Source organism: Urinicoccus timonensis, from assembly GCF_900232945.1.
In the GTDB taxonomy this organism is placed as follows: domain Bacteria; phylum Bacillota; class Clostridia; order Tissierellales; family Peptoniphilaceae; genus Urinicoccus; species Urinicoccus timonensis.
Genome location: NZ_OCTU01000001.1, coordinates 178,294 through 193,036 on the forward strand (window position 1 = coordinate 178,294; position 14,743 = coordinate 193,036).

The following is a 14,743-nucleotide window of genomic DNA, read 5'->3' on the forward strand; positions in this document are numbered from 1 at the left end:
TTTGTCCCAGATATGATATGATATTTGGGACAAAGGAGGATTGTAATGAGTTCATATACAGAAAAAATATCAGATAAAATAAATGATTTTGACTCACATAAAGTATTTTTTGCTAATGACTTTTTAGATATTGCTTCTTATGAAACTGCTAGAAAGACATTGAATAGAATGGTTAATGAAGATAAAATTAAGCGTGTCATTGATGGCTTTTATTACAATCCAAGATACAGCGAATTAATTGGAGAGTACGAAGCAGTATCAATTCACGAGTTAGCACTTGCCATAGCAAGAAAATACAATTGGAATATTGCACCATATAGTAGCACAGCCTTAAACTTATTAGGAATTTCAACACAAGTACCAACTCACTACAAATATATATCTAGTGGAAGGTATAAAGAATATAAAATTGGTGATACGGTTTTAGAATTTAAAAAAGTAAATCCAGGAGAAATTGCCAATATGTCCCTAAAGACAGCGACAGTTATTCAAGCAATTAAGTCTTTAGGTAAAGAAAATATAACCAACGAAGTTATACAAAAGATAAGAGAAAACTTAAGTGAAAAAGAAAGAACAGACTTAATGAATGAGTCAAAATCAGTTCCATCATGGATATATGAAGTAATAAGAGAAATTTCTGAGGGCAAAAATGAATAAGTTTTATATAGGAAACAAAGAAGACTTAAGAGTTTTAATAGTCAATACTGCAAGAAAGAAAAATATATCTGAAGCAGTCATTGAAAAAGATTATTGGGTTACTTTTATCTTAGACTATCTATTTAATGAAAACAAATGGAAGGAATTCTTCACCTTTAAAGGTGGAACATCACTTTCAAAGTGTTTTGGACTGATTGAAAGATTTTCTGAAGATATAGATTTAATCTTAGATTGGCGAGTATTAGGATATGAAGAAAAAGAACCATGGATAGAAAGGTCAAATACCAAGCAAGATAAATTCAACAAAGCAGTTAATGAAAAGACAGAAGAATTTTTAAGAGATGAATTTGTAAAAATTTTAGAAGAAGATTTAAAGGATTTTGATTTTGAATTTTCAATAGATACAATAGATCCACAAACAATTCTATGTAAATATCCTAAAATCTTTGAATCTAATTATTTGACACAAAATATAAGACTTGAAATAGGAAGTCTTGCAGCATGGACACCTGCAATTGATGTTGAAATATTACCAATAATTGGAGAAGCCTATCAAAACGTATTTAAAGAAAAAACCAATATAAGGACAGTATCAGCAGAGAGAACTTTTTGGGAAAAGGCAACTATACTTCATCATGAAGCGAATAGACCAGAATCTTCTCCTATGCCCCACAGATATGCAAGACACTTTTATGACTTATATAAAATAGCAAAATCAGATTATAAAAACAGAGCATTAGAGGATAAAGATTTATTAAAAAAAGTGACTGAATTTAAAATGAAATTCTACCCAAGGAAGTGGGCTAGGTATGAAGATGCATTAGTTGGAAGTTTAAAGTTAGTTCCAAGAGAGTACCGATTTTCTGAAATAGAAAAAGATTATAAGGCTATGGCAGAAATGATTTATGGAGAATATTCAACATTTGAAGAGATTATAAAAGTTCTTAAAGAACTAGAAAAAGAAATTAATAAGTAAGTAGAATTCTCCCGAAAACAAGACAATATTCGGGAGAAATATTTTGAGCGAGAGAGAAATCTTTCGCTCTTTTTTTATTTATGGAGGTATTAATGAAGTTAGTAATAGCAGAAAAGCCAAGTGTAGCAGTTACAATTGCAAAAGTAATTGGAGCAAGAACAAGAAAAAACGGATATTATGAGGGGAATGGATACATTGTTTCATGGTGTGTAGGTCATTTAATTCAAATGGCAAGTCCAGATAAGATAGACGAAAAATGGAAAAAATGGACAATAGAAAATCTTCCTATAATCCCAGAAGAATATATTTATGAAGTATCTAAAAGCACTAAAAAACAATATGGAATTTTAAAGAAACTTTTAAACGATAAGAACATCGACACAGTTATAAATGCTTGTGATGCTGGTAGAGAAGGAGAGCTTATTTTTAGACTTGTATATAATCAAGCTAAATGTAAGAAGAAGATTCAAAGGCTTTGGATATCTTCAATGGAAAACAAAGCTATTGAAGATGGCTTTAGAAATCTTAAAGACGGAGAAAACTTTGAAGACTTATATAGATCAGCAAGTGCAAGAGCAATTGCTGATTGGTTAGTGGGAATGAATTTAAGTAGGCTTTATTCTTGCATTTACAAGGAAACATATTCAGTTGGTAGAGTACAAACACCAACTCTATATTTAATAGCTAAAAGGGATAGTGAAATAAATCTATTTAAGAAGCAAAAATATTATACAGTTGATCTATCTTATGGAGGATTGAAACTTGTATCAGATAGGATTGATAGAATTGAAGTTGCAGAGCAACTATCAAACTTGCTAGAAGATGAAATAGTTATTACAGAGGTAGAAGATAAAGAAATAAGCACAAAACCAGATAAGCCTTATGATCTCACTACCTTACAAAGAGAAGCAAATAAATATTTTGGATATTCAGCAAATGACACTTTAAACCTGGCACAAGGTCTGTATGAAAAAAAGCTAATCACATATCCAAGAACAGATAGTAGGTATTTAACCGATGATATGGTTAATACTATGAAAGAATTATTAGAAGGACTTGAAGAAGATTTTAAGGTTAATGAGTCAAACTTCAAGTCTATTTTTAATTCATCTAAGGTTACAGACCACTATGCAATTATTCCTACTATATCAGGTATTGGAAAAGCCAAAGACTTATCTGACAAAGAAAGTAAAATCTATAATTTAATTAAGGATAAATTACTTGCTTCATGTTCGGATAACTTAAAGGAATATAGTAGAAAAATCAGATATGAATATGATAAATTTAACTTCAATGCAAGTGGCAAGACTATAATCGATGAAGGTTATACCAAGTATCTAAAGGCTTATAGAAAGGAAAAACAAGAAAATGAATTACCAGATATAAAGATTGGAGATAAAATTAAGCTAACTTCTAAAAATATATCAGAGAAATTCACCAAAGCTCCAGGTCATTATAATGAAGATACACTTTTAAAAGCTATGGAAAATGCAGGAGTAGAATCCTTGGATAAAGACATAGAAGTGGAGAGAAAAGGCTTAGGTACACCAGCTACAAGAGCAGGGATTATTGAAAATCTTATCCATAAGGATCTCATAAGAAGAGATAAGAAAAATCTACTTGTAACAGAAAAAGGCAATAGGCTTGTATCGATTGTAGAGGATAAGTTTAAATCAGCTGAAACAACTTCTGAATGGGAAATGAAATTTGCAAAGATTAGCTCTGGAGAAGTAGATAAAGAAGACTTTTTAAGAGAAATAGAAGATAGTATAAGGGAGCTTGTAGATAGGTACAAGAATAATCTAAATGAATAAGGTAAAAATATTAGAGCTTTTCGGTGGCATAGGTGCTATTAGAAAAGCTTTTATTAATTTAAAGATACCTTATGAAGTAGTTGATTATGTAGAAATAGATAAGGCTTGTGTTAAATCATACAACGCACTTTATGGAGAAGATTATAAGCCAAAATCAGTAGTAGGATATAAAGCTCATAATGAGAAGATAGATTTAATCATGCATGGAAGTCCATGCCAAGACTTTTCAAGAATAGGAAAAAAGCAGGGAGGAGTTAAGAATTCAGGAACTAGATCAAGCTTACTATTTGAAACAATTAGAATAATTAAAGAAATGAAAGAAAAACCTAAATGGATAATTTGGGAAAATGTAAAGGGAGTCCTTGATAGAAATATGAGGGACTCCTTTTTTATTTATCTAAAAGAGTTAGAGAGCCTAGGATATGAAAGCAAGTATGAAATCTTAAATGCAATGGACTTTGGGATACCTCAAAAAAGAGAAAGGATATTTGTTGTTTCATGTCTTGGAGCAAATAACTTTTCTTTTAATAAATTGGAGAAGAAAGAAACAAGACCACTAAGTGATTTTTTAGAAAAGAATGTAAGTGAACTTTATACAATGACCCAACCTTATATGCTGAAATTTTTAAATAAAGGCATAAATAACAGTTTTAGAGGGCGACTCAAAGTGATTAAAGATTTTTCTTATACTATTTCTACAAAACAAATGAGAGTACCTAATTCTGGAATAATAGATATTGGAAATGGTCAGTATAGGTATTTAACAGAAAGAGAATGTTTAAGACTCATGGGTTTTGATGACTGTGATATTGATAAGCTAGAGGAAGTACATCCAAGAAGAAAAAATTGCACCTCAAGTAAACTATATAAGCAGGCCGGCAATTCTATTGTGGTTGATGTTTTAATAGCTATTATAAAAGAAATTCATAGAATGGAGGTAGGAAATGCAAGTAAATGATTTTAAGAATATACAAGAAGCAATAAAGTATGAAGTTTTACAAGATGAAAAAGAATATTTAAAACTCTTAAAAGTTATAGGCAATAATCAGAAATATGATTTTTCTAGCCAATTAAGTATATATAACAGAGAACCTGAAGCTAGAGCTTGTGCGACCTTTGATATGTGGAAGAAATATTTTGGTAGAGTTGTTATGAGAGGAGAGAAGGGTATTCCAATTTTAGTTGGAAGTGATGCAAACAAAAAAGTTTCATATATCTTTGATATTAGTCAGACCACATCAATGGATAGGAATATTAATGAGGTTAGCTTATGGCAGTTTGACCACGAAAACCATAATGAGGCTTTAAAAGAAATAATAAGAGATTCTTCATTTGAAGCTAGTGATTCACTTAATGAAAATATATTTTCTTTAAGTCGAATTTATGGAGATGAATATATTAATTTGGCTCTTGCTGATTTGAGAATAGATATAGAGGATAGACTTAGCTTTGAAAAGTTTATAAGAGACTCAATATCCTATGCGGTAGCTAATAGGTTTAATACATTCTATCCTATGGATATGGAAAATTTAAAAAATAATTTTTCTAGGATTAATACAATTTCTTTAGAGCAGATAGGTCTTGTAATATCAAGGGTTAGTGAAGATATTATAGATAGAACAATAGAAAAATCTAAGGAAATGGATCGTGTTAGGCTGCTGACAGAAAGGGCCGCTGCCGACTATAATAGAGATATAGAAAATACAAATGAAGATAGAGGAGGTCAAAATGATTTATATAGACGAGATGATAGGTCAAGAAGTAGAGATGGACGAGTTTTCACAGATGGAAGCGACAGAGGAAATAGCAATGAAGATCGAAGAGAAAACCTTGGACATGATGGAGAAGGATCTGGAATTTATGGAGAGATATCCGAATCCGACATACGCAGTTCTAAGACTGTCTTACCTAGTAGGGAGCGAGGACATGGAGAACTGGAAGAAACTTCAGGAAATGTACGAGGAGAAAATACTTTTGAACCATCTGAAAGAAATTCAGAATCAGGCAGTGGACTTTATCAAGAGAGAGAAAGTCAAGATGATGGAAGCACAAGGATTGACAGAGAAGATGAAAAGAGAGAATCCAGAGGAATACCAAGGACAGATGAACAACTTGATGGCAACAGTGAAGAGAATAGCAATCAAGGAATACGTGGAAGCTTAGAAAATGAAATAAGCCAAGAAAAGGAAGCTGATGAAGCTTCTTTTTTTGATGACAAAAACACTGAAAATAGAAAAGATTACTGGATTGTAGAATTTAATGAAAACCACGAATTAGTTCCCGATTATAGTGGACAGATAGTAACTAAAGACTTAATTAATGTTCTAAGACAAAAGGATATTGATGTTAAAGACCATAATCAAACTCTTGGAGAAAATGAATTTGGAGAAATGACTGATGATTATATCGGATATTTCAAATTCTATTTTGATCACTATGTAGATGGCGAAGTTGTCGAACACTATAGGATTGACCTTGGTGATGGTGAAGAAGTAAATGAGCGTGAATTTTCATATTTAGAAGAGCAAATTGCAATAAGCGAGGAAAAATCTTTACAAGAAGAAGCTAAGGAAAATATAGAGCCTAAATTTAAGATAGGTAATCAGGTTAGATATAAAGATAAGGACTTTACCATTACAGATTTTGATGAACTAAGTGGAGGACTTAAAACTGTAACCATTAGAGATAATATGGAATATATGGGAGGTATGATTAGGGGTTCGGAAGTAATTCCATATAGAAACGATTCATACCTTGAAGAAATCTTTGAAAATCTAAGTCAAACATCAGAAAAACTAGCAGTAAAGGTTGGTAAGGAATTTATTTTAGAAGATGAGAATATCTTTGATGGAATTAACTTAATTGAAACAGGAACTAAAGTAGAAGTTAATGGGAAAGAATTTCCTTTATATAAAGGTGAAACATTTGAAGAAAGTAGAAAGATTGATGATCTTTTAGATAGTGGAAATTATGAGATATACAAATTATCTGAGCATGAAAAACAAATTGAAAGACAAGTAGAGCAAGAAAGCTTTATTGATAACTACAATCCTGAAATTGACCAAATGATGGATAGATACAATGTCCCAAGAGAAGCAGCCGAAAACTTATTGAGGGGTAAAGAAGATTTAAAGAATCTAGGCTATAAACCTAATAAGGAAAGGATAAGTTTTGCTAGAAATTATGACTTGAAAAATCATATCTACTCAGAATACCTTACACCATCAGAAAAGCTAGATAAAAATATCAAAGCTATTAAAATGCTCAAAAGACTTGAAAATGAAAATAGGAGTCCAAGAGAGTATGAACAAGCATATCTTGCTGACTATCTAGGTTGGGGAGGTCTTGCCGATGTCTTCGATGAAGAAAAGGGAGGTCAATGGTTAGAAGCAAGAAATATTTTAAAGGAAAATCTAACAAATGAAGAGTATTTGAATGCTAAAGAGTCTACTTTAACATCGTTTTATACACCTAGAGAGGTAATGGATGGAATATATAAGACTCTAACGGATATGGGATTTAAGACTGGGAATATCCTCGAACCATCTGCAGGAGTCGGTAATTTTATTGGTAATATGCCAAGTGAAATGCAAAGCTCTAAAGTATATGGAGTAGAAAAAGATAGTCTAAGCGGAAGAATAGCAAGAGAACTTTATCCTGAAGCTAATATTCAAATTAAAGGTTTTGAAGAAACAAACTTCTCAAATAATTTCTTTGACTTGGTAATAGGAAATGTTCCCTTTGGAGATTTTAAAGTTAACGATCGTGAATATAACAGAAATAACTTTCTGATTCACGATTATTTTTTTGCAAAGTCAATAGATAAGGTAAGAAATGGAGGAATTATCGCCTTCATAACTTCATCTGGAACTATGGATAAAAAAGATGAATCTGTTAGAAAATATATTAATGCAAGATGTGAGTTTTTAGGAGCTATGAGGCTTCCTAATACAACATTTAAAGGACTTGCTGGGACAGAAGTTACTTCAGATATTATTTTCTTAAAGAAGAGAGATTCAGTTATAGAAAGAGATGACGATTGGATACACCTATCAACTGATAAAAAGGGTTTAACCTACAATAAATACTTTGTAGATAATCCTCAAATGGTATTAGGGGATATGAAAGAAGTATCTGGTAGATTTGGAAATACTATTACTTGTGATGAAAAAGAAGACGAAAATCTAAAGGATTTAATGGATATTGCAAGTAAGGAAATATCTTCAAATTCAAAATATGAAGAGGTCGAGCTATTGGAATACGAAGAATTAAGTCTTCCAGCAACAGATGACGTTAAAAACTTTTCTTACACTATTATTGACGAAGAAGTCTACCTAAGAGAAAACTCAGTCTTAATTAAGCAGAATATATCAGATAAAAATAAAGAAAAAATAAAAGATTATCTTGATGTAATGAATGCTTTAAAGGATGTAATAGAAAAACAAAAGGACGATTTTTCTGATGAAGAAATAAAAGAGTCACAAGCAAAGTTAAATGAAGTCTATGATAACTTTTCAAAGAAACATGGCTTTATTAACTCCTTATCAAACACTAGAGACTTAAAGGAAGACTCAAACTTTCCTTTGGTTTCATCAATAGAAATACTTGATGATGAGGATAATTTCAAAGCTAAGAGTGATATATTCTCAAAAAGAACAATAACGAAGGCAAAAGTAGTAGACCATGTAGATACTTCCCTTGAAGCTTTAGTCTTATCTGTTTCACAAAAAGGATATGTAGACTTTGAATATATGGAATCTATCACTAACAAAGATAGGGACACCTTAATTGGTGAACTTGAGGGCGAGATATTTTTAGATATTAAGGATACAGACCTAATAAATAACAGAATGCCCTTTGAAAACTTTGACAATGACGATCCATTTCATTTTTCATATGTATCGGCTGACGAGTATTTAAGTGGCAATATCAGAGAAAAAATTGGCTACCTCAATTCATATATCGGAGAAATTGAAAATGTAATAGATTTAGTACCTTCTGAAAAGAAAGATACATTATTAAACGAGTTAGGCAAACTCAAATATCAAAGAGAAAAATTACAAGAAGTTATGCCTGAAGAACTCACTGCTTCTGATATAAATGTAAGGTTAGGAGCAACATGGATACCTCAAAAAGATATAGAAGACTTTACTTTTAACCTTTTAAAAACACCTGGCTATGATAGGTGGAATATAAATGTTAGGTTTTCACCACATACAAGTGAATGGAATATTGAAGGTAAAAGTGTTGACTCAACTAATGACCTTGCTAACATGACTTATGGTACAAGTAGAGTGAATGCCTATAAGCTAATTGAAAATGCCCTTAATCTAAAAGATACAAAGGTATTTGACCAAGTAATAAATGATGATGGTTCTAAGACTTCTGTATTAAACAAAAAAGAAACTATGCTTGCAAGTCAAAAGCAAGAATTGATTAAAGAAGAATTTAAGAATTGGATATTTGAAGATCCTGATAGAAGATATAGGTTAGAGAAGATTTATAATGAAAAATTCAATTCAATTAGAAATAGAGAATTTGATGGCTCTAACTTAACTTTCGATGGAATGAATACTGAAATCAGACTACGAGAACATCAGAAAAACGCCATAGCAAGGACTCTTTATGGTGGAAATACACTACTTGCCCATGTAGTAGGAGCAGGAAAAACTTTTGAAATGGTAGCTTCCGCTATGGAATCTAAAAAGTTAGGACTTGCAAGTAAGTCATTATTTGTAGTTCCTAACCATCTAACCACTCAAATTGGTAGAGAGTTTATGCAGTTATATCCGTCAGCAAATATTATGGTGGCCGATAAAAAAGACTTCCAACCTAAAAATAGGAAAAGATTTATTGGTAGGATTGCAACAGGAGAATATGATGCGGTCATCATAGGACACTCTCAATTTGAAAAAATACCAATGTCTAAGGAATACCAGGTAAGACATATACAAGACCAAATAGATGATATAGTTTCCTTTATTGATGAGAACAAAAGAAATAGAGGGGAAAATTTCACAGTAAAACAACTAGAAAAGACAAAGAAGAAACTCTTGGTAAGACTTGAAAAGCTAAATGATGACTTTAAAAAGGATGATGTAATAACCTTTGAAGAGCTAGGAGTAGATAAGTTATTTATAGACGAAGCTCATAATTACAAAAACTTATTCTTGCATACCAAGATGAGAAATGTTGCTGGTATAGGACAGAGTGAAGCCTTTAAGTCTTCAGATATGTATATGAAATGTAGGTATATGGATGAAATGACAAATGGCAAGGGAGTTGTATTTGCTACTGGTACACCGATATCAAATTCAATGACAGAGCTTTATACCATGCAAAGATATCTTCAGTATGACGATTTAAAGGCAAGAGGATTAGAACATTTTGACGCTTGGGCTTCTACTTTTGGAGAAACAGAAAACACCTTTGAGTTATCTCCAGAAGGCACAGGATATAGGCAAAAGACAAGATTTTCAAAGTTTTATAACTTGCCAGAGTTGATGTCTATGTTTAAAGAAGTAGCAGATATAAAGACCTCAGATATGTTAAATTTGCCAGTACCAGAAGCAAATTTTGAAGTTATTAAAACAAAACCTACTGAGGAACAAAAAGAAATATTAGAAGCCATTTCAGAAAGAGCTGACGCAGTTAGAAATAATCAAGTCGAGCCAACAGAAGATAATATGCTAAAGATTACAAATGATGGTAAAAAACTTGCCCTTGATCAAAGGTTAATAAATCCACTACTTCCTGATGATCCTAACTCAAAGGTAAATGTATGCGTTAAAAATATCTTTTCGATCTGGGATAAGACAAAAGAAAATTCATCGACCCAATTAGTATTTTCAGATATGTCTACACCAAAAGGAGATGGAGAATTTAATATCTATGATGATATTAGAAATAAGCTAGTGAATATGGGAATACCTAAAGAAGAAATAGCCTTTATCCACGAAGCAGATACAGACAAACAAAAAGATGAATTGTTCTCTAAGGTAAGAAGGGGAGAAGTAAGAGTATTATTAGGCTCTACTCAAAAAATGGGTGCAGGTACTAATGTACAAAACAAACTAATAGCCTTACACGATTTAGACGTCCCTTGGAGACCGTCTGACCTAGAGCAAAGAAGTGGTAGAATTGTTCGTCAAGGCAATGAAAATGATAAGGTAAATATCTTTAGATATGTAACAGAGAATACCTTTGATGCTTATTTGTGGCAGACAATAGAAAATAAGCAGAAATTTATATCCCAAATTATGACAAGCAAGACACCTGTGCGTGTTGCAGAAGATGTTGATGAAGCAAGTCTATCTTATTCAGAAATTAAGGCTTTAGCTACTGGTAATCCTCTAATTAAAGAAAAGATGGACTTAGATAACGAAGTTACAAAGCTAAAAATGCTTGAAGCAAACTATAAGTCTAATAAATATAAACTTGAAGATAAGGTAAATAAATATTATCCTCAAAGTATTTTAAAAACTGAAATGGAAATACAAGCAGTTAAAGAAGATATTGCAAGTGTTGAAAAATTAGGAGAAGGAGATAGCAAATTTACTTCAATAAGTCTCGGATCAAATAAAATTTTAGATAAGAAAGAAGCTGGAGAGAAGCTATTAGAAGAAATAAAAAAGGTAAAGATAAATGATAGCAAGGTTATTGGTAAATATAGAAATTTAGACTTACAAGTTTCTTATAACTTCATGACTAATACTCACACCTTTAAACTACTAGGAAAAGCAGAATACTTTGGAGAGTTTTCAAACTCCACTGATGGCAATATAACAAGGCTTGATAATGCAATTGAAAAAATGTCTTCAAGACTTGAAAGATTAAATCAAAACCTTGAAAACTATAAAGAATCTTTAGAAAATGCCAAGTTAGAATTAACTAAACCATTTGAAAAAGCTGATGAGTTAAGGGATAAGACACTAAGACTAGCTGAGATTAATAAACTTTTAGATATGGGAGAAGTAGAAGAATTAGAAAACCAATCACCACTATTAGAAAATTTAAAGAGGGCGATAGTTGATTATTCTAACTATGAGTTTTCAGAATCTAATAGCTATGAAGACTTTGACAAACTATATCCTGATTTAAGCCATATAGGACTTGCCTATACAGAAACACCTGATGGTAAGCACACGATTCAATATGAGGTAAATTTGGAAGAAAAAACATGGACTCAGTATGTAGATAATGTAGCTATTAGAACAGAATCTTTTGTAGAGGAAGATATATCTAACTCACAAGCTATTAAAGATATGACTGAAGCCATAAAGATGTCTAGTTTTGATGATCTTGTATCAGTAGATGAAGAAGATTTAAAACAAGCTTTAGGCTTAGAAATAGATGATGATGGAAACTTCTATGATCCACTAGCAAAAGATCTTGACAATGATGGAATACCAGATAGGTATGATAATGACTTTAAAGATAGTGATTACTTTGAATCAACTTATGATGTAGAGGATAATCTTCACGCAAGGGAAGAGAAACCATCAATATTGGGACAAATATCAAAATTTAAATCAGAAGAGGAAAAAGATAAAAATAAAGAAAAAAGTGAAAAAGGACAAGAACGATAGAGGAGGGCGAAAGGCTCTCCTTATTTAGTACAAGGAGGAAAATATGGAATACAAAGATATTAGAGAAAATTTAGAAGAAATTTCAAATGAAAACTATAAGGATTTTATAAAAGCATTAATAGGGATTGAAAAAGGAATAGAAGATGAAAATGTCCTAGATGAGATTTACGATAAGTATATGGACAATGATACTATTTCAATACTAAGCGAAGATTTTGACTATATGATTGATGATATGAAAGAACAAGGTAAGATTGTTGAAAATGTCAGTGATCTTGAAGAAAAAGACGACCTCATAAATCTCGTGGGTAATATATCAGGTCAAGTAGAAAATCTTGAAAGAGAAAATGCAAATGGAGAAAAGTTCAAGGTAAGTAACTTTTCAATTGTTTCGAAAGATGACGATGGGAATAAAGTTTATACCAATTGTTCAGCCTATGGAGATAAGACAAAAGATTTAGAGAGTTTAAAACAAGGAGATTTTGTTAAAATATTTGGTCAAGTAAAAACAAGCATTGACAACAAAGGAAAGGAGCATAAAAATGTCCGTATTTTCTCTTCTAAGCTCTTAAAAGCAAAAGAACAAGTAAAGAGTCAAGATAAAGATAAAAAGTCCATATTAGGGCAAATAAAAAGCTTTAAGACAGATGACAAAACTAAATCAAATAAGAAAGAGCATAGCAAAGGAACAGAGAGGTAAATATCGGCAGTCTTCGGACTGCCTTTATTTTTTTTGCTCAGTTTAACGCAGTAAATCATGTGATTGAAAGAAATCTGTGTTATATGCTATAATTAGGTAGTTAATCTATACATTTAGAAAGGTAAAATATAGAATTGGAGAAGGTTATAGGGTTTTCCTATGATAAATTATGGAAAGAATTAATAGATGAAAAGATTAATAAATTAGACCTAAAAAAGCCATACAAACAACTCCTCATACCATAGCTAAAAAGGGACGAGATGAAAATGTGAGTATGGAAATACTTGGTAGGATATGTAGTTATTTTAAATGTGATATATCAGAAGTACTGGAGTATAGAATTGAAAATATTAATGATTGAAGATGACAGCACAATTGCTTTTGCTGTTAAAACTTACTTAAACAAGCATAATATTGAAACTATTATTTATAACAATCTTTCTCAGACAGAGAATCTTAATTTTAAGGATGTTGATTTAATTCTTCTGGATGCTAATCTCCCAGATGGGTCAGGCTTTAATTTTTTAAAGTGGCTGAGAGAATTTTCTGACCTTCCTGTAATAATGCTTACTGTAAAAGACGAAGATGAGTATGTTATCAAGGGCCTTTCTCAAGGAGCAGATGATTATATTACAAAACCTTTTTCTCTCCCTGTTTTAAAGGCGAGAATAGACAATGTATTTAGCAGAAGAATAAAAAAGGTTGATGAACTGACTTTTGAAAATTTATCTTTAGATCTCATTTCAAAACAAGCTTCAATAGATGGAATAGATCTAGATCTTAACTTAAAAGAGTTTACTATATTGGAAATGCTCTTAGAAAATCAAGATGTAAATCTATTAAGAGAGCGAATTTTAGATTATGTTTGGGGTTATGATTTTTATGAAGTAAACGACAATACTCTAACTGTAACTGTAAAAAGACTTCGAAATAAACTTGGCGTGTATGGAGAGCATATAAAAACAGTTAGAGGAATAGGTTATAGGTGGGACAATGAGAAAAAATAAAAGAATTTTACTTATCATAGTCCTAAATTTATTGATGTCTTTATTTGTAGTCTATCTAAACCCAAGATTTGATATTCTAACACTTATTGGTTTTTTACTTATAAATATAATTCTGTTTCTAATTATTAGAAAAATTGAAAAGAAAAAAGAAAAAGCTCTTGAGGATAAGATTAATAATATATTTAACCTACTACATTCGCTTGATATAAACTCTGATAATTACGAAATTATAGATGATGAATTTGGCAAACTTAGAGATGAGATTATTAAAATTATTATAGAAAACAAGAGAATAGCTGAAAATGCTGAGAAAAATAAAGAGACCTTAAGAGAATATACTGAGGACATTGCCCATCAAATAAAAACTCCATTGACGGGATCCTTATTATTACTAGACTTATTAGAAGACGAAGAAGATGAATCGGCAAAAGAGTATATATCTAGACTTAGGGACAATCTTCTTAGACTTTACAATCTATCTGATATTTTATTAAAACTTGCAGCCCTTGATTCAGGTACAATAGAAATGATAAGAGACAGGATATCTGCTCGAGAATTAATTGAAGATATCATACAAAACCTAAAAGATTATTTTATTAATGATAATGTTGAAATTCCACTTTATGGAGATGACTTTGATCTTATATGCGATAAGAAGTGGACCTATGAAGCGGCATTTAATGTGATGAAAAATGGTTTAGAAGCAACAGAAGATAGACATATAGAAATTCATCTAAAAGATACGAACTTATATAAGAGCATATTAGTGGAAGATTTTTCTAAAGGCTTAGATCGACAAATGTTAGAAAAAGTTTTTAGACGTTTTTATAAAGCGGATCCGAATTCAAAAGGCTATGGTATTGGACTTCCAATGGCAAAATCAGTAATGGAAAGACAAAATGGAGAGCTTTTATATCATAAGGGGAAGAAATCAAATTCCTTTGAACTGAGATTTTATAACTGATTTAATTATGGCTGTGTAAATAAAGCACAGTCATTTT

7 protein-coding genes and 2 pseudogenes are annotated in these 14,743 nt (G+C 31.2%); all 9 read left to right on the plus strand.

Features of this window, described 5'->3' with window-relative positions; translation table 11 throughout:
- Positions 1-45 precede the first annotated feature (45 nt).
- The 9 genes and pseudogenes from CS898_RS00805 to CS898_RS00845 all read left to right on the plus strand — a co-directional run bounded on the left by CS898_RS00805 (position 46) and on the right by CS898_RS00845 (position 14,706).
- Positions 46-657: a DUF6088 family protein gene (locus CS898_RS00805; protein WP_099207766.1), complete on the plus strand. Its 612-nt coding sequence runs from the start codon at positions 46-48 to the stop codon at positions 655-657.
- Complete coding sequence (locus tag CS898_RS00810) at positions 650-1,633, plus strand: nucleotidyl transferase AbiEii/AbiGii toxin family protein (protein ID WP_099207767.1); 984 nt, start codon at positions 650-652, stop codon at positions 1,631-1,633. The genes CS898_RS00805 and CS898_RS00810 overlap by 8 nt, the downstream gene beginning before the upstream one ends.
- A gap of 92 nt (positions 1,634-1,725) precedes the next feature.
- Positions 1,726-3,447: a DNA topoisomerase 3 gene (locus tag CS898_RS00815; RefSeq protein WP_099207768.1), complete on the plus strand. Its 1,722-nt coding sequence runs from the start codon at positions 1,726-1,728 to the stop codon at positions 3,445-3,447.
- Complete coding sequence (locus CS898_RS00820) at positions 3,440-4,405, plus strand: DNA cytosine methyltransferase (protein WP_099207769.1); 966 nt, start codon at positions 3,440-3,442, stop codon at positions 4,403-4,405. The genes CS898_RS00815 and CS898_RS00820 overlap by 8 nt, the downstream gene beginning before the upstream one ends.
- 1,771 nt (positions 4,406-6,176) lie before the next feature.
- Positions 6,177-12,035, plus strand: a pseudogene (locus tag CS898_RS00825) (helicase-like domain-containing protein); the annotation flags it as partial.
- A gap of 43 nt (positions 12,036-12,078) precedes the next feature.
- On the plus strand, positions 12,079-12,735 hold the full coding sequence (locus CS898_RS00830) for a DNA-binding protein (RefSeq protein ID WP_099207771.1): 657 nt from the start codon (positions 12,079-12,081) through the stop codon (positions 12,733-12,735).
- A 146-nt stretch (positions 12,736-12,881) separates the two neighbouring features.
- A pseudogene (locus tag CS898_RS00835) lies at positions 12,882-13,096 on the plus strand (helix-turn-helix domain-containing protein).
- Entirely contained in the window at positions 13,077-13,742 is a 666-nt protein-coding gene (locus tag CS898_RS00840; RefSeq protein WP_099207772.1) for a response regulator transcription factor, read from the plus strand. Before CS898_RS00835 ends, CS898_RS00840 begins: the two are co-directional and overlap by 20 nt.
- A complete protein-coding gene (locus CS898_RS00845; protein WP_099207773.1) occupies positions 13,729-14,706 on the plus strand; it encodes a sensor histidine kinase in 978 nt (325 codons plus the stop codon). The genes CS898_RS00840 and CS898_RS00845 overlap by 14 nt, the downstream gene beginning before the upstream one ends.
- Positions 14,707-14,743 lie beyond the last annotated feature (37 nt).